A 19878-nucleotide genomic window follows, 5' to 3' on the forward strand; every position below is an offset into this window, starting at 1 on the left:
TTACTGCCCCAGTCTCTGGAGAATATCGGGCACATGCACCTGATCGGCCTTATAGTTTCCGGTCAGCATATACATCATGATGTTGACGCCGGCGCGGTAGGCATATTCGCGCTGCATCTCGTCTGGCGGCACAGTTGGCAGCACCGGCGCGCCATTGTCATCCACCGCCCAGGCACCGGCGAAGTCGTTGCCGGTAATGATGATCGGCGACACGCCATCGCCCGAAGAAGAAATGCCGGAGGTGGTTTTGGCCGCATCCTGGCGCGACTCGACCCAAAGCGGGCTGCCGGTGTAGCGACCGGGAAAGTTCTTCAGCAGATAGAAGGAGCGTGTGACGACGTGGTCCTGCGGCACGGGTTCCAGCGGCGGGATATCGACATTGGCGAGGATTTCCTGGAGCCGCTGGCCGTTGGCGCTGGTACCACTGTTCAACGACGAAAACTGGTCGCGCGTATCGAAGAGCACCGTGCCACCGGCGCGCATATAGGCATCGATGCGGGAAATGGCCGCCGTTGACGGCATGGGTGCTGTGGCGGAAATCGGCCAGTAGATGATCGGATAAAAGGAGAGCTCGTCCTTGGCGATATCGAGCCCGACCGGCGCACCCGGTTCCAGCGTCGTGCGCCAGGTCATGAACTCGGTCAGGCCCTGCAGGCCCTGTTGGGAAACGCGATCGACATCATCCTCACCGGTCTTCACATAGGCAAGATGGGTGGTGTCGAGACGGTTGAGGATTTCTTCGTCACCCGGCTTGGCGTCATTGGCATGAACCGGATTTGGCGTCAGCAGAGCGAAGGCGGAGAATGCTGCAATGAGGATTGCGGCTGCAGATGAGCGCGCGCGCGGCATCTTGGAAAATGCGCCATTCATGAAAAGGATGATCAGGCTATCGGCAAAGAGCATGAGAAGAGCCGCGATGAAGAGAGCAGGGCGCAGCGACGTTGCCGCTTCGCCGACAAGACCTTCGGTGGCGACCGGCGTGCCGGCAAGTGACGTGTCGATCGGGCGAAGCGTCGCCCCAGGTGGCAGCAGGTTCAAGGCAACGAAGCCGGTTTCCGTGCCGTAGAGGCCGGGCGGATTGTCGAAACTTGCGCGCGGCGGTTGACCGGGGCGCGCTTCCAGCGGCCGGGCGGCACCAATATCGGGCGAGAGCGATCCGGTAGCGGTCAACACGCGATAAGGCGGCAAGGCTGCGGCCGGCGCATTCGCAGACGCGGAAGAGCCGCCGACCTGCGACTGCTGAACGATCCGGCGCAGCATCTCGACAAAGTGGCCGGAGATGGGCAGGTCAGACCAGCTTGCTTCGGCACTGACATGGAAGAGCACGATGCGACCGGCATCGACCGTGCGCGTAGTCACCAGAGGCGTGCCATCGGCAAGGCTTGCCCAGGTGCGCTCGGCAAGATCGGGCGTCGGTTCGGCCAGAACTTGGCGCTTGATGTGAACGCCTTCGGCGCGTGGCATGCCGGCAAAGGGACCAAAATTGGGGAAGTCCGCCAGCGGCTGCGGCTCGGCCCAGGACAAAGCGCCGCCGAGCGCGCGTTCGCCTTGGCGCAAGGTCACCGGCACCAGCGGATCGTCAGCCGGTGCGGCGGCAAGGCGTGGACCGGCAAAGCGGATCAGCGTGCCGCCGCGCGAGAGCCAGCGTTCCAGCGGCGCATAGGTTTCCTGCGGCAAGCGGCCGATATCGGCCATGACGATGACGGAAGGGTTGGTCTGCAGCAATTCTGGAATGGCGACGGCCAGATCGGGCTGCTGCTGCGGCACCAGATCCACATAGGGCTGGAGGGCGCGGCTGATATAATAGAGCGGCTGGAGCAGTGGCTGGAAATCATTGCCGGTCTCACCGGCAAGAAGCGCCACGCGACGGCGGCGGAAACCATCATCCAGAAGATGGACCGCACCAGCGGTGGACAGCCGGTCGATAGAGAGACGGGCGAAATCATTGCGCAGCTCGAATGGCGCATTGATCTTCGCTGTGGTTTCAGCGGCACCGGGCGCAAAGCTTGCGCCGTCGCTGGCGAGAATACGTCCTTGTGAATCCTGCGCATTGATCGTGTAGTTCGCCGCCCCACTTGTGCTGAGGCGAGAGAGGGACACCGTCATGGTGTCGGCGCCGTTCTCCGCGCCGGTAATCGCGGCAACCTGCTGACCATCGCCTTCGATCACACGGAACTCGGAGGCCTGCAGGCTGGCAAGGCTGCTGAGTGCAGCGCGGTCTTCCGGCGTGGCGACGCCATCGGTGATATAGGCAAGCGTACCCGGCGCGGTGCCGTTCATCGCCTCGATGACGGACTCGGCAGCACGAACACGGTCCGGGACCAGCGGTTGTGGCTTGGCGGCGGCGAGCTTTTCCAATGCGGCTGCCGTCGTGCCGGGCTCGGCGTCATGTTCGCGGTCCGCGGTGAAGGTGATAGACACGGGGCGCTCGGCGCGCTCCGCATCGCCGATCAAGGCTTCTGCGGTTCTGACGCGGCGTTCCCAATCCGGGGCAGCAGCCCAGCTGTTGTCGACGATCAGCACCAGCGGGCCGCTTCCCGCCAGCGTGTTGTTGCGCGGATTGATGACCGGATCGGCAAGCGCAAAGATGACGGCTGCGGCAAGCAGCATGCGCAACAGTGTCAGCCACCAGGGGCTCTTCGACGGTGTTTCCTCGCGCTTCAGAACCGTTGCGAGAATACGCAGGGGCGGAAAGACTTCCGCCTTCGGTCGCGGCGGCGTGAGACGCAGCAACCACCAGATGGCGGGCAAAGCGAGCAGGCCGAAAAGAATATAGGGGCTGGTGAAGACGAAGGGGAGCGCGCTCATGGGCGATCTCCGTTTCGCCCGCCAACTGGTGAGCCGGAGAGATACATGTGCATGGCGACCAGCGCTTCGGATGCCAGATGGTCGGTGCGGTGGAAGATGAAATTCCAGCCAAGCCGGCGCAGCGACGAGGAAAGCGCCTCGCGACGGGCAAAATAGGCGCGGGTATAGTCCTCGCGGATCGTTTCCGCCCGACCGGACGTCAGCTTCTCACCGGTTTCGGGATCGGAGAATTCCGTGCGCCCGCTATAGGGGAAAACCTCTTCCGCCGGATCGGCAATCTCTACCACGTGACCGCCAAGACCACGGCGTGCCAGCGGCGAGAGCCGCTCCATGATCGTGGTCGCATCATCGAGAAAATCGCCGATCAGCACGATGTCGCTGGCGCCACGGATCATGCTGGTATCGGGAAGGCCGGTGGTGGCGGGTGCGTGCATGATGGCATTAGCCAGCCGCTCGGCGGCGTTGCGGGCGGAGACCGGTTCCATGATGCCGGGGCAGCCGATGCGCTCACCGGAACGGGCGAGGATCTCCGCCAGTGCCAGCAGCAGGACAAGCGCGCGGCTTTCCTTGGAGACGGTGCCCAGCGTCGACTTATACATCATGGAGGGCGACAGATCCGCCCAGAGCCAGATCGTGTGAGCGGCTTCCCATTCGCGATCGCGCACATAGGTATGATCGTCGCGGGCGGAACGCCGCCAATCGATGCGCGACAGGCTTTCACCATCGGCATAGGGCCTGAACTGCCAGAAGTTTTCACCGATGCCGCGCTTGCGGCGGCCGTGCCAGCCGGCGGTCACGGTGTTGGCGATGCGCCGGGCTTCGACCATGCAATCCGGCACCAGAGCGGCGCGTTGGCGCGCACGGGCCAGCACGTCGCTGCCCGATGTCTGCTCTACGATCTGGCCGATGGATGCCACATGCGCTCCTGTCTGTTTCTAAAGACCGTCGTCTTTTTCGGTGACGGCTTAGTTCTTGGCGTGCTCTACGAGGCCGGCAATCACGTCACGCACCGACATTCCCTCCGCGCGTGCGGCAAAGGTCAGGGCCATGCGGTGTTCCAGCACGGGTTCTGCCAGCGCATAGATATCGTCGAGCGAGGGCGCGAGACGGCCTTCGTAAAGCGCACGCGCGCGGGCCGTCAGCATCAGGGATTGTCCGGCACGCGGGCCTGGACCCCATGCGACATTCTTGTCGGTCAGCTTGTTGCCCTGGCCTGGGCGGGCCGAGCGGACGAGCGAGAGGATCGCATCCACCACCTTGTCGCTGACCGGCATCTGGCGAATCAGGGTCTGGATTTCGATCAGCCGCTCGGACTCGATCATCCGGCGTGCTTCGGCCGATGCCGTTCCGGTGGTGTCGAGAAGGATCTGGCGTTCGGCGGCAAGTTCCGGATAATCCACATCCACCTGCAGCAGGAAGCGGTCGAGCTGCGCTTCGGGCAGCGGATAGGTGCCTTCCTGTTCCAATGGGTTCTGGGTTGCCAGCACGTGAAAGGGCTTCGGCAGATCGTAACGCTGGCCGGCCACCGTGATGTGATATTCCTGCATGGACTGCAGAAGAGCCGACTGGGTGCGCGGGCTGGCACGGTTGATTTCGTCGGCCATCAGCAACTGGCCGAAGATCGGTCCCTTGATGAAGCGGAAGGAGCGACGGCCGCTCTCATCCTGATCCATGACTTCGGAACCGAGAATATCGGAGGGCATCAGGTCGGGGGTAAACTGGATGCGGTTGGCATCAAGCCCCAGCACCGTGCCAAGCGTGGTGACAAGCTTGGTCTTTGCCAGACCCGGAACGCCGACGAGTAGCGCGTGGCCGCCTGACAGAATGGCGAGAAGCGTGTTCTGCACCACTTTTTCCTGACCGAAAATGACCTTGGAGACTTCGCCGCGAATGGCGGCAATATCGGCCAGCGCCTTTTCCGCAGCGGCGACGATCGCCTTTTCGTCGAGGGTTTCGGTGGTGTTCATAACGCCCATATGGCTCTCCTCAAAACCCCGCCGCAGCGGTTCCTAGAATCGATTCTTTGTTGCCGTTTGTCTCTTCGGGATAACCGGTTTCCACTTATCCCTGACAAACTCTGACGTTCAACCTTCCTATTGGAATACAGGAGGGATTTGGCGCTGCCTATAGCTTATTGCCACGCAAACCGCTGACAAGCATCCTTTAAGTGACTATCTCGTTACCCATGTTCCTTTATTGCATAATTGGCAAAGCAGGGCTCGAATATGGCAGATGACAGGATTAATGCGGCGACGGATGCGGCAGGGCTTGCGGCATTGATTTCGCGTGCCAGCGAGCAGACGGGTGACAAGCCCCGAGGACCGGCCCCCGTGGAGAAATGGAACCCGCCTTTCTGTGGCGATCTCGACATGGAAATCCGCGCCGATGGGACATGGTTCTATATGGGAACGCCAATCGGCAGAGCCCCGCTTGTGCGTTTGTTTTCAACGGTTTTGCGCAAGGATGAGGATGGCAAGACCTACCTCGTCACCCCAGTGGAAAAGGTCGGCATCCGGGTTGTCGACGCACCTTTCATCGCCGTCGAAATGAGCGTCGGTGAGAGGGACGGCGCCCCGCTTTTGACCTTCCGAACAAATGTTGGTGATGTGGTCGAAGCCGGGCCGGAGCATCCCCTTCGTTTCACCACGGACGGCGAGAACAATGAGCTGAAGCCCTATATCCTCATGCGTGGGCGGCTGGAGGCTTTGGTGTCGCGGGCGGTCATGTATGATCTGGTGGAGCTCGGGGAGGCGATCGATATCGACGGTCGAGCCATGTTCTCCGTGCGCTCCGGCGGAGAGGTGTTTCCGATCATGCCTGCGGACGAGCTGGAAGCGCTTGCCCGATGAGAGCTGAACTGATGGCATTTTCCGCTGCCGACTTCCGGCGGCGGGTCCTGGAGGATGGCGAGGGTGTTGCCGAGCGGGAGGATCGCGACGCGCGGGATATCGGCGATCATATCCTCAATCCTAGTGTGCGACTTTCCGGCGATGGTATTCGGCTGAAGGATGCGGCGGTGCTAGTTCCGGTCATCGATGACGGCGACGAGGCGAGGGTGATCTTTACCCAGCGGACCAAGACGTTGCGCAATCATTCCGGCCAGATATCCTTTCCCGGTGGCGGCATCGATGCGCAGGATCGCTCGCCGGAAGAGGCGGCATTGCGCGAGACGGAAGAAGAGATCGGCATGTCGCGCCGTTTCATCGAGACGGTCGGGCGCATGCCTGATTACATTTCCGGCACGGGGTTTCGCATCAAGCCGGTTTTGGCTGTCGTCAGGCCTGGATTCACGCTGACGCCGAACCCGGCGGAGGTGGATGAGGTGTTCGAGGTACCATTGTCCTTTCTGATGAACCCTGCCAACCACAGCCGGGGCAGCCGGATGTTTCAGGGGAGAGAGCGGTTTTTCTACGAAATGCCCTATGGCGAGCGCTACATTTGGGGCATTACGGCGGGCATCGTGCGCAGCATTTACGAGAGGTTCTATTCATGAGCGGCATTGCCGGGCAGAGCTGGTTTTCCAAACCCGGCCTTCAGCGGATTTTTTCGCTTCTGAACGCCGATGGCGGCGAGGCGCGCGTGGTGGGTGGCGCTGTGCGCAACGCGCTGATGGGACTGCCGGTCGGCGATATCGACATGGCGACGACGCTTCCGCCGCAGGATGTTGTGGAGCGGGCGAAAGACGCCGGTATCAAGGCGGTGCCGACGGGTATCGACCACGGTACCGTGACGCTGGTCGTGGATGGTGAAGGTTATGAGGTGACGACGCTTCGTCGCGATGTGACCACCGATGGCCGCCATGCGGAAGTGGCTTTCGGCACCGACTGGAAAGAAGACGCCGAACGGCGCGACCTGACGATCAATGCGCTTTATGCCGATGCCTCCGGCGAGGTCATCGATCTGATCGGTGGACTTGCCGATATCGAAACCAAGACCGTTCGCTTCATCGGCGATGCGGCAACACGAATTGCCGAAGATCATCTGCGCATCCTGCGCTTCTTCCGCTTCTTTGCCTATTATGGCTCTGGTCGCCCGGATGCGGACGGCCTGCGGGCGAGTGCGCGCGCCAAGGACAAGCTTTCGACCCTGTCGGCCGAACGGGTCTGGAGCGAAATGAAGAAGCTGCTTAGCGCCGACGACCCGTCGCGGGCACTGCTTTGGATGCGGCAGGCCGGCGTTTTGGCGCAAATCCTCCCCGAGACGGAAAAGTGGGGCATTGACTCGATCCACGGTATGGTCGCAACCGAGCAGGCGCTGGGCTGGAAGCCCGACCCGATGCTAAGGCTTGCCTCCATCATCCCGCCTGATGCAGAGCGGGTGACCGCTCTTTCCAGCCGGTTGCGCATGTCCAAGAACGAAGCGGCGCGTCTCGATCAATGGGCGAAAGCCCCGGCAGTCGATCCGTCTCTCGCGGAGACCGCACTCGATCGTCTCCTTTATCGACAAGGCGTCGAGGGCGTGAAGACGCGGCTGAAGCTGGCTCTTTCCTCTGCAAGAGCGGACATGTCTGCGGGGGAGGCCGCAATGCAGAAGATTGCCAAGCTTTCCACCTTGCTTGCGCGTGCCGAGAAGTTCGACAAGCCTTCTTTCCCACTCAGCGGTGCGGATGTGCTGGCGGCCGGTCTTCCTCCCGGTCCGCAGGTGGGCGAGGTTCTCTCTGAACTCGAAGCGGCGTGGGTGGATGGCAACTTCGCGGCTGACCGTGAGACGTTGCTTTCGCGACTGGCGACGAAACTGCAGCAGCGCTCATAATGTATCCCACCCCGGACAACGTCCGGGGTGATACGTAATCGGGCGCGTCGAAGCTCAGGCTTCGACCTGGTTTTCATCGCGAATACGGGCCTTGATGTTTTCGACCATATTTTCGCGGATGATGGTTTCGCCATGGGCCTGGCGCATGTGCTCGACGCTGCGGCGTACAACCTCTGCGTCTTCGTCGGCGCGGGTGTGCCATTCGCAACCAGGCACCAATGTTCCACATTCGAAAAGTCTCATAACAGCCTCCCTATATGGATTGTCGGCCAGGGTCACTGTTGCAACCGGCCTGAGGTTCAAACGGTCGCGACAGGGTTATGTTCCTGGCGTTGTCGGCTGAGGCGCCGTGCGTCCGATTGATCCCATGCTTTATCGGCTCAAGCGATCTGTCGTTCAGAGACTGCCAACGTCTCCTCGATGGGACGAGGTTTTCCAAGGAGGTAGCCTTGACCGATATCGCATCCGAGGTCTTGAAGCCGCCGGAGCTGTGATGCGTCTTCGATGCCCTCTGCGGTGATTTTGACCCCGAGCCCGATCCCAAGCGCAATGATTGCCCGGACGACCTTTTCCTGCCGGTCGCTTTCCTCGAATGTTGCTACAAACTTTCTGTCGATCTTGATTTTATTGAACTGATAGTTTGATAGCTGCGAAAGACTGGAATAGCCCGTCCCAAAGTCATCCAGAGCGATTTTGATGCCGGATTTGACAAGATCGTCAAGAACGTGGCGCGCCGTTTCGGCGTCGTTGATGAGAGCACTCTCAGTGACCTCAAGTTCCAGGCGATGCACAGGAAGGCCGACCTCGCCAAGAACCTTGAGGAGACGCAGTCCAAGCAGTTGGTCGCTGAGCTGGACTGGCGAGATATTGAACGACAGAACCGTGTGAGGGGGCCACGATAACGCATCCTGGCAGGCAATGCGGAATAACTGGTCGGTCAGTTCGACAATCAGTCCAGCGTTTTCAGCCAAAGGAATGAATTCGCAGGGAGGAACGAATTTGCCAGGCTCTCTTTCCCAACGGGCAAGTGCCTCGTAGCCAACAACCTCTTGTGTCTTCAGATCCACCAGTGGCTGATAGTATGGGCGGATTTTCCCCAGCTTCATGGCAAGCTTCAGGTCCGCTTCCATCTGGATTTTCTTGATCAACTCTTCCTGCATTTCCGGCGCGAAGGCCTTGACGATGTTGCGGCCGATTTTCTTGGCCGCATACATCGCGCAATCGGAGTATTGGATGGCTTCTGCCGGGAAAGCGCTGTCTTCCGGGATACGAGCAAATCCAATGCTCGCACCAATCTCAACAGTCGCGCCATTGATGGCTATGGGTTTACTGATCGCAACAACCATGCGTTTTCCCAGGGCAGACAGATCCTGATTGCCCTTTCTCTCGACCACCACCACAAATTCATCGCCACCCAGCCGATAGACATTGTCTTCTGGGAACATCGAACAGAGCCGTTTTGCCACGACCTTCAGCACCTGGTCTCCATGCTCGTGGCCGAGAAGATCATTCACCTTTTTGAACCCGTCCAGGTCGAGACTGAAGATCGCACTTCGTTGCCTGTGAGATAGGGTTAGAAGCTTTAAGAGGGCGATCTCCAGCAACCTCCTGTTCGGCAGCTCCGTCAGCGGATCATGGCAGGCAATCCAGTCTACGTTTTTCTCAGCCGTTACGCGCAGTTGGATTTCCCTGGACATGTCCTTGATGCGAAGCACCGAGTAAATCAGACCGAGCCCGCCAGCTATATTGAGCGCAGTGAATATCTCGTCAAGATTGTAGTCCTCATAAGCGCGGAACAACGCGTCAAGAACTTCGTGGCCGTTGAAAAACATAGCAGCGCCATAGATGGTCGCAAATGCGAGAAGCCAGACGATCGCTTCCCATTCGGCACGGTTTGGATGCATGGACGGCATGACGTTTCTGCCTCGCGCTGAGAAATGGCATCATGCCGGTCGTATGGGAATGCATCTTCCCAATGTTTATGTATATTGCCGAATATGCGTTGCGGACGTGTTAAGGCATTCTGCCTGGGCACGTGCGGTGACGCGTCAAGCTGCCAGCGCATCACTCGATGCAAACATGGCGTGGAGATCGAGAAAACATATCATGCCCGATATGTGGGTAATGATGCCTGCGCACCAGGACCTATCGAAGGAGCTGGCGACGGACGGTGTCGGCTGCAATTGATCGGAGGTAACAGACAGCATGTCGGTCACCTGATCGACCACCAATCCTAAAGGCATGCCGCTCACCTCTACCACGACGATGGCGCTCCTTTCCGTTGTCTCGCCTGAGCGCATACCGAGTTTGCGCGACAGATCGATCGTCGGGATGACCGTGCCCCGGAGATTGATGATCCCGAGAACTTCCGGCGAGGCATGCGGTAGCGGTGTCGAGGAAGCCCATCCACGGATCTCGCGAACAGAGGTCGTTTCGATGCAGAAGGTCTGCTCCCCAAGCTGGAAGGCGATGATATCGAGTGTCGTCAGACCGTTCATGTTTTGCCTAAGGTTGGACATCAGAACTCCTCCCAACTGTCGGTTTTGATCGCGGCATTGCCTTGAAACGCGTTTGATATCCTTGCCACCATCTGCCGGGGCTGGGATGCCACGGGACGCGCAGCGACTGATACAGGCACCGGCATCGAACGGCGCGCGGGTGCGTTTGAGCCGATCTTGAACTGAGACAACAGCTGGAAGAGCGCCTCCGCTTCTTTTGCAAGGCTATGGGCCGCAGCCGATGTTTCTTCGACCATGGCAGCATTTTGCTGGGTGCCCTGATCAATCGTATTCACGGCCGTGTTGATTTCCTTAAGCCCTGTCGCCTGTTCCCTTGAGGCCTCGACGATCGCGACAACATTCGCATCGACGTGGACGACCTGTCCGACGATCTCCTCCAGTACCTTTCCTGTTTCGCCGACAAGAGCCACGCCGCTCTTGACGTGTCCATTCGAGGCGCTGATCAGACCTTTGATTTCCTTGGCGGCCTTCGCCGAGCGTTGCGCAAGTTCACGAACTTCCTGCGCGACAACGGCAAAACCCTTGCCTGCGTCTCCGGCGCGTGCCGCTTCAACGCCGGCATTCAATGCCAGGAGGTTGGTTTGAAAGGCAATTTCATCGATGACGCCAATAATATTGGCAATTTCGGACGCAGAGGATTCAATCTTGCCCATTGCATCGACGGCCTGGCGAACCACGAGACCGGAGCGCTCGGCATTGTCCTTTGTCTTGCGGACAAGCTGCCCTGCTTCCTGCGCGCGCTGGCTGGAATCCGAACCGGTCGTCGTTATTTCCTCAAGAGCCGCCGCCGTTTCTTCGACGGACGCGGCCTGCTGCTCCGTCCGGCGGGACAAATCGTCAGAGGCAGATCGGATTTCCTGCGATGCGGCCGCTATGGCGCTTGCGTTCTCCGACACCGCTTCCATTGCTGAGCAGAGTTTTGACGCCGCAATGTTGAAATCCGTGCGGAGTTTCTCAAGCGCCGGCAGGAAGGGTGTTGAAAGCTGCTGTGTCAGATCGCCTTCCGCGACGCTCTGTAGCGCCGCCGCAAGCAAGTCCACGTTGTCTACGCGAGCCGTGACATCGGTCGCGAACTTGACCACCTTGAAGACGTTACCGTTCATGTCCAAGATCGGATTATAGGACGCTTGGATATGAACCTTTCTGCCACCCTTGCCGATGCGCAGAAACTCGTCTGCGACAAATTCTCCTGCCGATAAGCGCGCCCAGAAATTCTGGTAGTCGTTGCTGCCGACATAGGCCTTGTCGCAGAACATGGAGTGGTGTTTGCCCTTAATCTCGGCCAGTTGATAGCCGAGGACCGTCAGGAAGTTCTGGTTGGCTGTCAGAATTTCCCCTGTCGGTGTAAACTCGATCACGGCCTGCGAGCGGGAAAGAGCATCGAGCTTGCCTGCGTCCTCGGCAGACTTCAATTTCTGCTCGGTGATGTCGGTTGCGAATTTGACCACCTTGTAGAATTTGCCGCCGCGCGACACCGGATTGTAGGATGCCTCGATCCAGACTTCCTTTCCGCCTTTGGCGATCCGTTTGTACTGGCGGCGATCGAACCTGCCGGCGGCGAGTTCGCTCCAGAATTGCCTGTAATCTGCGCTGGCGGCTTCAGCCGGATCGACGAAGATGCGGTGGTGTTGGCCAACGATTTCGCTCAGCTCATAGCCGAGCGCTTTACAAAAATTCTCATTCGCCGTCAGGATTTTGCCGGTCATATCGAATTCGATAATCGCTTGCGATTTACTCATTGCAGCCAAAACGGCTTTGGCGTCGTTCGAGAAACTCAAAGACATCATTCTCAAGACACTCCCTATTTGCCGGAGGCTCGGGTGCCTGATCCCTATCGATCTCGGTCAGTTTGGCCACGGCTGTTAAACGCAATACAGGCAGGGCGACCAATTGTTTTGAGAGCTACTTTCGTCCTGTCGCCCCCAGTTTTAGGGGTCAATTGTTGCCAAAGGCTTAATGCCAATATCCGCAATTGAGCTTCTGCTCATAAATTATGCGGTTTGCCCAATAAGTGACTCATAGAGCGCTGTGCTTTCTATTGAACGCACAAAGGATGCCCTCTCTTTTTTGATCTACGCATCTGTGCTTTCCGGAAATCGATTTCGGTTTTCGGGCCGCTGCTGTCGTTTGACGCAGGGACATAAAATAGGCGGCGCAGAACTGTGGAGGCGCGAAAAGGCCGTCCGATCAAGCCGGAACTGAAGTCAGGGCGAGCGAGCCTGACAGATCGCGACCGCCCCTAATGGATAAGACCGCGGCGGATGGCTTCGGCAATTGCGTGAACACGATTGTCCGCGCCAAGCTTGCGAATAGCCGTCTTGATATAGCTGTTCACCGTATCGGGCGTATAGCCGCTCGATTTCGCGATATCATCCGTCGTTTTGCCAAGGCTGGCATATCGTAGACAGACGATTTCGCCCTCGCTCAGTTTCAGGGTCTGAGCCGAGAACTTTTCCATGATCGGACGCGTGATCACACGATGCGTGACTTCCGCCTGATCCTTGAGGAAGCTGATTTCATCCTGATCGAACGGCGTCGCTCTCGAGAAGGTTATTGCGCCGAAGACAACGTCGCCACGCCGTATCGGAAACAACGTCCGGTTCAGAACGCCGAAGGTGCGTGCAAGATAGATCAGCCGCTGCGGTGGAGCTGCCTGCTCGTAAACCTTCTCGTCGATGATGACATCTGTTGCCGTTACGGAGGCTTGAACGAATGGGTCGGCTTTCAGAAGATCGTCGCCGTAATAGGCATCAAGAAATGCCGGCGGCACGTCCGTGTCGATCGAGAACCCGCTACCGAAGCGATATCCGTCCAAATCGAGTCCCGCTACAGCAAAGAAGTCAAACGGCACGGCCTTGCGCAGCCTCTCCATGAAAGGATGTTGTGCCACATGACGCCGGGTCGGCACCGACCTCAGATCAACGGCCTCGTTTAACAACTCCTGCGGGGCAAGCGCGCGTGAATATGGCAAATCGCAACTCCTAGAAACAGAAATCCAGTTTCTGGGGTGCGGATGTTAATTTTCTATGAAATTTTAAGCTGAAACTATGAGGGGTGTTATCCTGACGCGCCGCACCTGCGAGCGAGGCGCGCCAGAAATATCGGTCATCTTCAACCCTGCTCGGGCAAAGCCCAGCAAGCAAAGACTGAGGACGTTGCAACGGCAGGGCCAGTCTTCTCATTCACCTTGTCGTCATTGGCGGCGTTTTCATTGGCCAGCTTGCGCTTCACCTGCTCGACATAGAACGACAGCGGCAGTTCGCGATCTCCCGTCTCGCGCATTTCCGTGGCCAGCCGGTCGATCAGTTCTGATGTGGGGATGATGCGCGGCTGTTTGCCGTCAACCGTAGAAATGGGCATGCTGTTCGAAGTAATCATGACGATAGCTCCTCCAGTCCATCTAGCCCTCAAAGACTATCACCGCCCGATTTTTGCGATAGGGTCAATTTTTCAAAAAACCGCCACTTCACGCGAAGGACGATCAAAATTTTCGTGATTGCTTGATTTTTTTAAGGCCAGCGCACGACAGGCGGGAGGGACGACAGGATCGACTCCACATTGCCCCCGGTCTTCAGGCCGAAAATTGTGCCGCGATCGTGGAGAAGATTGAATTCCACGTAGCGACCACGGCGAATCAGCTGTTCGTCACGGTCTTCTTCGGTCCATGGCTGATTGAAATTGCCGCGTACGATCTTGGGGTAGGCGAGGTTGAAGGCGCGCCCGACATCCTGCACGAAGGCGAAATTGGCGTTCCAGCCGCCCTTGTCCTCATCCGCGTGCAACCAGTCGAAAAAGATGCCGCCGATGCCGCGCGGCTCGTTGCGATGCTTGAGGAAGAAATATTCGTCGCACCATTGCTTGTAGCGCGGATAGTCGGCGACCGCGTGTCGGTTGCAGGTGATCTCGAAGACGCGGTGAAAGAGCTGCGTATCCTGATCATCCTGGGTGCGGCGACGGTTGAGGACCGGCGTCAGATCGGCGCCGCCACCGAACCAGTGGCTGGTCGTCACCACCATGCGTGTGTTCATGTGCACTGCTGGCACATTGGGATTGACCGGATGGGCGATCAGCGAAATGCCGGACGCCCAGAAGCTTGGGTCCTCGTCGGCACCCGGCATCTGCTTGCGGAATTCCTCCGAGAACTCGCCATGAACGGTAGAGGTGTGGACGCCGACTTTCTCGAACACCCGGCCTTCCATCATCGACATGATGCCGCCGCCGCCTTGGCCTTCATCGCGCAGCCATTTCTTCTGAACGAAGCGTCCCGGCGGCTGATCGGAGAGCGGACCCTGAAGCTCATCCTCGATGGTCTCGAAGGAGGCAACGATCGTGTCTCGCAGGCTCTCGAACCAGGCTTTGGCGATCGCCTTCTTGTCCTCGATGTCGTCCGGCAGGCCCTTTGGCAAAACGGGGCGTTCCATATCCGGTCTCCTTCATGCGATTCGATTTTGTTCTGACGATTTAGAGCATTTCCATCAGAAGTGTGTAGCGGTTTTGCGCAGGGAAATGACGTCCCAACAAAAGGTGATCGCCATGGGTTGCGGATGCGATTTCGACTCGCCAAGCGCGCAGTCGCGCACTATCTTTTGAGGATCAGAGGTATTGGCATGACGAAATTTACCGGACCGCCACCGCTTGAAGGCTTGAAACGCAGGATCGCCGCGCACCGCCGCGACCGCGATGGCGGCGTGCCCAAAAATCAGAAAAGCGGCATGTTCGTGCGCCAGACATTCTGCATGACGCGGGCAGAAGCCCGCGCCAAGGCGAAAGAATGGTTCGAGGAATATCCAAAGGCCGCTTACTGGACGGAAGTGGAAAGCTGGCGGCAGCTGGAAGGCGACCAGATCGAGTTCACCATGCGGCGTTTGCCGTCTGCCGATTGAGGGGCGGGCGCTGTTTTGCCGGGACTGTCCACACTCACTGCCGTCATCCTCGGGCTTGACCCGAGGATTCACACCCTCCTGAAATCGTTGGATAAAGATGGATCCTCGCGTCAAGCCCGAGGATGACGATGATGGGTAGCGCGGATGGCAGAGCCCGCCAAGAACCTCGCCGGTAAACCCTTACGCCCGCGTCTCGGCGGTGCGTAGACGGCTCTCGCCCAGAATGCCGCTTTCATCCAGAATGGGATGCGCGACCGAGACGATATGGGCGTTGATACGCTTCAGGTCTCGCAGCATGTCGAGATGCAGCGAGCTGGTCTGCAGGCTCTCCATCAAGCCGTCGCGCAGGCGTTCCAGATGACGGCCTGAGGAGCGCTTTTCGAGGCGGCGGATATCGATCTTGATCTCCATCAGTCGCCGGGCAAGCGACAGGTCGCCGGTCACGAAGATGCTTTGGGCGGCGCGCAGGTTCTCGATGGTCATGTCGAAGAGCGTCTTCAACTCGTCATAGCCTTCATCGGAGAACTTGAAGCCGTTCAGGATCTTCTTGCGGATCTGCTCGCACAAACCTTTCTCGATGATGTCGCCCATATGTTCGAGATTGATGGCGTAGTCGATGACCGTGATCGAACGGCGGGCATCGTTTTCGTCCAGTCCCTTGCGGCCAAGCTGCGAGAGGTAGATCTTCACCTCCTGCTGTAGCTGGTCTACCTTCTTTTCCAGCATTGCGATTTCGGCAAGCGGTGCGAGATCGTTGTGCTTGAAGGCGTTTTCAGCGCGGATCAGCATACGCTCTATCGTATCGCCGATGACCAGAACTTCGCGCGTGGCATTGGCCAGTGCGACGACCGGCGTATCGAGCGCATCCTTATCAAGAAAGCGTGGGCCATCGTCGCTCTGCACGTCGCTCGGCACCACCTTTGCCATCAAGTCGGACACGAAGCCTGAGAGCGGCCATGCAACGATCGTCAGCAGAATGTTGAAGATCAGATGCGCATCCACCGGCAGCATGCTTTCAGACAGCGGCAGTTGTTGCAGCGCGATCGCGCCATAAGAGGCAAGCGGCATGGCGATGGCGCAGCCGATGGCGCGGATAACGAGATTGCCGAGGGTGATGCGCCGCGCCGCAGCAGGGCCGCTCATCGTGGCAATGACCGGCGGGATCGCGCCGCCGAGATTGGCGCCAAGAACGAGAACGATGATGAGCCCCGTCGACAGAATGCCGGCCGAAGCCAGCGACAGGATCAGCACGACCATCGCAAGGCTGGAAGAGGAGAAGAACGCCATGGCTGCCGACAGAAGCAGCGCCACCGGCCAGGCATCGTCGAGCAGGCCGATGAAGGCGCCGAGCGCGGGTGATGCGCGCATCGGCTCGGTGGCGTTGCTCAGAAGATGCAGCGAGAGCAGCATTAGGCCGACACCGACGAGGGCCGTGCCGCCGCCCTGGCGGGCGTTGGAGTTGCCCTTGCGCAGCACGATGCCGGACAGAATGAGGAGCGGCGACAGCCATGCCACACCGGTTGCGAAAATCCAGGCGGTGACGGCGGTGCCGACATTGGCGCCGAGAAGAACGATCTGCGCCATGCGCGGGCGGATCAGATCACGCTCGGCAAAGGAGGCGACGGTGAGTGCTGTCGCGGTCGAACTCTGGAGCGCGATGGTCGCGAAGAAGCCCGAGACGAAGGAGCGGGGCCCGTTGCGGGTGCTGGTGGCGAGAATGGTTCTGAGCTTCAGCCCGAAGGCACGCGTGACGCCATCCTTGACCTGCGTCAGACCGAACAGCAGCAGCGCGACCGCTCCGAGCAAATTGACGATAACGATGGTGGATTCCATGAGCGGCCACTCCTTTCCGTCTATTCGGTCATGATCGAAGAATAGCCTTGCACGAGGTCTTCGTCGCCGAGCGGATGCGGCGGGCAGGAAGAAATCGAGCGGGAAATCTTTCGTTGGCTAACCAACATAGGGACGAAAAGTTCAGTGGTACAGAGGTTTCTGAAACAATCTTTTCAGAATTTCCAGAAATTTATGGCCAAAATGTTTGACGAAGAACTTCGCCGGTGATCATTGCCGCCGACATGGCGACGTTGATCGAACGTTGGCCTTCGACCATCGGGATCAGAACCCGCTCATCCGCCTTGTCATGCACGTGGTCTGGTACCCCGGCGCTCTCCCGACCAAAGAGCAGGATATCGTCCGGTCGGTACTCCACCTTCGTATAGGGCAGGGCAGCCTTTGTGGACGCCAGGACCAGGCGCCGTCCGGTTGTGGCGCGCCACTCCTCGAACCGCTCCCAGTTGACATGGCGAACGAGTGCGGCTGAGGCGACGTAATCCATGCCCGCGCGCTTCAGGTTGCGGTCGGATATATCGAAGCCCGCTGGCTCGATGATGTCGACGCCGGCGCCAAGACAGGCGGCAAGCCGCAGGATCGTGCCGGTATTGCCCGGAATATCCGGCTGATAAAGGGCGATCCTGATGTTGGACATGATGGTGTTCCTGTTTTCGACGAGGTCGAGGCGGTTAGCATGGAGGGCTCTTGATGACCAGTCAAAGGGCGACCTTGATGTCACTCAAACACCACAACCTGGCGATTGCACGACACAATCTTGGATGTGCAGCTGTTTACATCTGGTCAATGATTATATTTTGAGCTACAAGGCCTCATCTTCAACACCAGCCACAGGAGGTTCAGATGGATCAGCACAATCGATATCGCCTCCCGGCCTTTGTAGTGCCGCTTCAGGCCTAGGTGTGTCTTTGCGGGTCTCCCGCATTTTTCCGATTTAAAATTTCGTCATGTGGCTGTTACGGCCGCGTTCCATGTGTTTTCCCGTTCTGGCAGTGGCGCTTCATGTCCATTGCGCATGTTCCTTCGGGGTATTCTATTCGGAGCTTAGCCTCATGTTTGGCTGGTTTGAAAAACGACTCGATCCATTTCCTTCGTCCACGCCGTCGACACCGCCGAAGACGCTGATTGCCTTCATGTGGCACTACGTGAAGCCGGCATGGCCATGGCTTCTTCTGCTTGGTCTGATGTCCATGGGCATCGCGATTGCAGAAGCCATGCTCTACAAGTTTCTTGGAAGCATCGTCGATTGGCTCTCCACCGCCAACCGCGAGACCTTCTTTGCGGATGAGGGCTGGCATCTTGTCGGCATGGGTGCGCTGGTTCTGATCGGCTTGCCATTGATGGGCTCGATCCACACCATGACCATGCACCAGACGCTGGCCGGCAATTTCGGCATGATCGCGCGCTGGCGGATGCACCGGTATCTGCTGCGCCACTCCATGACCTTCTTCGCCAATGAGTTTGCAGGGCGCGTTTCGACAAAGGTCATGCAGACGGCGCTCGCCATCCGCGAAGTGGCGTTGAAGATCATCGATGTTTTCGTCTACGCGATCAGCTTCGTCATTTCGATGCTATTCATGGTGGCGGCCGCCGACTGGCGCCTGGTCATTCCCTTGCTCGCGTGGCTCGGCATCTATCTGTGTATCCTGACCTATTTCGTGCCAAAGCTTGGCCGGTTGGCGCAGGAACAGGCGGATGCGCGTTCGATGATGACGGGCCGTATCGTGGATAGCTACACGAACATCTCCACCATCAAGCTGTTCTCGCATGCGGGGCGCGAGGAGGTTTATGCGCGTGAGGGCATGGGCGTGTTCCTTGGAACCGTTCACCGCCAGATGCGCAAGATTTCCGGCTTCAACATGCTGATCGACATCAACAATGCGATCGTCATGTTCTCGACGGCGAGCCTTGGTCTTTACTTCTGGATGCAGGGCTCGGTCACCGCTGGTTCGGTCGCCATTGCCATCAGCCTTGCCATGCGCGTCAACGGCATGTCGCAGTGGATCATGTGGGAAGTGACCGCGCTGTTTGAAAACATCGGCACCGTTTATGACGGCATGTCGATGATGACCAAGCCGCACGATATCGTCGATGCCGCAGACGCACCGAGCTTAAGCGCACACAAGGGTGCGATCCTGTTCGACGACATTCGTTTCCACTATGGAAAGAACAAGGGTGTCATCGATGGTCTGACCATGGATATCAAGGCGGGTGAAAAGGTCGGTCTCGTCGGGCGCTCCGGTGCCGGCAAGACGACGCTGATGAACCTTCTGTTGCGCTTCTACGATCTGGAGGGCGGCAGGATCACCATTGACGGGCAGGACATCTCGCACGTGTCGCAGGACAGTCTTCGCAGCCTGATCGGCGTGGTGACGCAGGATACCTCGCTTTTGCACCGCTCCATTCGCGACAACATCGCCTATGGTCATCCGGGTGCAAGCGACGAGGAGATCATCGCTGCGGCCAAGCGTGCCAATGCCTGGGACTTCATCGAAACGCTGGTGGACATGCATGGCCGCCACGCGCTCGATGCGCAGGTTGGCGAGCGCGGCGTCAAGCTTTCCGGTGGTCAGCGTCAGCGTATCGCGATTGCGCGTGTGTTCCTGAAGAATGCGCCAATCCTCATTCTCGACGAGGCGACCTCGGCGCTGGACTCGGAAGTCGAGCAGGCCATCCAGGAAAACCTGTTTGCGCTGATGGAAGGCAAGACGGTGATTGCGATCGCGCATCGGCTTTCGACACTGACCGAGATGGATCGATTGATCATTCTCGACAAGGGCAAGATCGTCGAGGCCGGAACGCATTCCGAACTGGTGGCCCATGGCGGCATCTATGCCGATCTGTGGCAGCGCCAGTCCGGTGGCTTTATTGCCGACGAGGAGCCGGAGATGAAAGCAGCGGGCGAATAGGAAGTCTCTATAACTTGAGTCCGGCATAATCAGTATACTGAAGTATCGGGTCCCCGCATCATCATGTGGGGACCTTATTTTTTGAAGTGTCTTCTCGTTTCTTGATACTTATCAATAACATTATCTTTAAGAATCACTCGTAATAGTAGTTGAAACGGT

General features: G+C 58.6%; 17 protein-coding genes. 5 read left to right on the forward strand and 12 right to left on the reverse strand.

The annotated features are described in order from the left end of the window. Genes AC07U5_RS05065 through AC07U5_RS05075 form a run of 3 tightly spaced genes read right to left on the reverse strand, consistent with a single transcriptional unit; the run spans window position 1 to window position 4784 of the window. A complete protein-coding gene (locus tag AC07U5_RS05065; RefSeq protein ID WP_153311836.1) occupies window positions 1-2808 on the reverse strand; it encodes a DUF4159 domain-containing protein in 2808 nt (935 codons plus the stop codon). Then, window positions 2805-3725: a DUF58 domain-containing protein gene (locus AC07U5_RS05070; protein ID WP_494722457.1), complete on the reverse strand. Its 921-nt coding sequence runs from the start codon at window positions 3723-3725 to the stop codon at window positions 2805-2807. The genes AC07U5_RS05065 and AC07U5_RS05070 overlap by 4 nt, the downstream gene beginning before the upstream one ends. Window positions 3726-3773: 48 nt before the next feature. Next, window positions 3774-4784 (reverse strand): AAA family ATPase, encoded by a 1011-nt coding sequence (locus AC07U5_RS05075; protein ID WP_062426366.1) that lies wholly within the window; start codon window positions 4782-4784, stop codon window positions 3774-3776. Between the two features lie 249 nt (window positions 4785-5033). Here AC07U5_RS05075 and AC07U5_RS05080 point away from each other — a divergent pair, with 249 nt between their 5' ends. From AC07U5_RS05080 to AC07U5_RS05090, 3 genes are read left to right on the forward strand one after another with little or no spacing between them, the layout of a single operon-like run. Next, window positions 5034-5657, forward strand: a complete 624-nt coding sequence (locus AC07U5_RS05080; protein ID WP_494722458.1) for a DUF1285 domain-containing protein — start codon at window positions 5034-5036, stop codon at window positions 5655-5657. After that, window positions 5654-6301, forward strand: a complete 648-nt coding sequence (locus AC07U5_RS05085) for an NUDIX hydrolase (protein ID WP_113327816.1) — start codon at window positions 5654-5656, stop codon at window positions 6299-6301. Before AC07U5_RS05080 ends, AC07U5_RS05085 begins: the two co-directional genes overlap by 4 nt. Continuing rightward, a complete protein-coding gene (locus AC07U5_RS05090; RefSeq protein ID WP_494722459.1) occupies window positions 6298-7560 on the forward strand; it encodes a CCA tRNA nucleotidyltransferase in 1263 nt (420 codons plus the stop codon). The genes AC07U5_RS05085 and AC07U5_RS05090 overlap by 4 nt, the downstream gene beginning before the upstream one ends. Before the next feature lie 54 nt (window positions 7561-7614). Here the strand turns inward: AC07U5_RS05090 and AC07U5_RS05095 are convergent, their stop codons facing one another. From AC07U5_RS05095 to hemF, 7 genes are all read right to left on the reverse strand, one after another. Continuing rightward, a complete protein-coding gene (locus AC07U5_RS05095; protein ID WP_062440243.1) occupies window positions 7615-7803 on the reverse strand; it encodes a DUF1059 domain-containing protein in 189 nt (62 codons plus the stop codon). Window positions 7804-7940: 137 nt separating this feature from the next. After that, window positions 7941-9473 (reverse strand): putative bifunctional diguanylate cyclase/phosphodiesterase, encoded by a 1533-nt coding sequence (locus AC07U5_RS05100; protein WP_494722460.1) that lies wholly within the window; start codon window positions 9471-9473, stop codon window positions 7941-7943. A 135-nt stretch (window positions 9474-9608) separates the two neighbouring features. Next, window positions 9609-10079: a chemotaxis protein CheW gene (locus AC07U5_RS05105; protein ID WP_274102023.1), complete on the reverse strand. Its 471-nt coding sequence runs from the start codon at window positions 10077-10079 to the stop codon at window positions 9609-9611. Beyond that, window positions 10079-11872 (reverse strand): methyl-accepting chemotaxis protein, encoded by a 1794-nt coding sequence (locus AC07U5_RS05110; RefSeq protein ID WP_494722461.1) that lies wholly within the window; start codon window positions 11870-11872, stop codon window positions 10079-10081. Before AC07U5_RS05110 ends, AC07U5_RS05105 begins: the two co-directional genes overlap by 1 nt. 446 nt (window positions 11873-12318) lie before the next feature. Continuing rightward, on the reverse strand, window positions 12319-13050 hold the full coding sequence (locus AC07U5_RS05115) for a helix-turn-helix transcriptional regulator (protein ID WP_236769628.1): 732 nt from the start codon (window positions 13048-13050) through the stop codon (window positions 12319-12321). 140 nt (window positions 13051-13190) lie between these two features. Continuing rightward, window positions 13191-13457, reverse strand: coding sequence for a hypothetical protein (locus tag AC07U5_RS05120; RefSeq protein ID WP_062426375.1), 267 nt, complete (start codon window positions 13455-13457; stop codon window positions 13191-13193). Between the two features lie 131 nt (window positions 13458-13588). After that, window positions 13589-14500, reverse strand: a complete 912-nt coding sequence (gene hemF / locus AC07U5_RS05125) for an oxygen-dependent coproporphyrinogen oxidase (RefSeq protein ID WP_494722462.1) — start codon at window positions 14498-14500, stop codon at window positions 13589-13591. 186 nt (window positions 14501-14686) lie between these two features. On the opposite strand from hemF, the gene AC07U5_RS05130 reads away from it, so the two are divergent. Beyond that, window positions 14687-14962 carry a hypothetical protein gene (locus tag AC07U5_RS05130; protein WP_062440259.1) on the forward strand — a complete coding sequence of 92 codons (276 nt, stop codon included), beginning with the start codon at window positions 14687-14689 and terminating at the stop codon, window positions 14960-14962. A 180-nt stretch (window positions 14963-15142) separates the two neighbouring features. Here AC07U5_RS05130 and AC07U5_RS05135 read toward each other — a convergent pair whose 3' ends face one another. Both AC07U5_RS05135 and AC07U5_RS05140 read right to left on the reverse strand, forming a co-directional pair. After that, a complete protein-coding gene (locus AC07U5_RS05135) occupies window positions 15143-16795 on the reverse strand; it encodes a Na/Pi cotransporter family protein (RefSeq protein WP_062440261.1) in 1653 nt (550 codons plus the stop codon). A 190-nt stretch (window positions 16796-16985) separates the two neighbouring features. Continuing rightward, entirely contained in the window at window positions 16986-17447 is a 462-nt protein-coding gene (locus AC07U5_RS05140) for a tRNA (cytidine(34)-2'-O)-methyltransferase (RefSeq protein WP_494722463.1), read from the reverse strand. Window positions 17448-17862: 415 nt separating this feature from the next. Here AC07U5_RS05140 and AC07U5_RS05145 point away from each other — a divergent pair, with 415 nt between their 5' ends. Beyond that, window positions 17863-19719 carry an ABC transporter ATP-binding protein gene (locus AC07U5_RS05145; protein ID WP_494722464.1) on the forward strand — a complete coding sequence of 619 codons (1857 nt, stop codon included), beginning with the start codon at window positions 17863-17865 and terminating at the stop codon, window positions 19717-19719. Window positions 19720-19878: the final 159 nt, after the last annotated feature.

The organism is Agrobacterium sp. GW821-FHT02D03, from assembly GCF_059421725.1.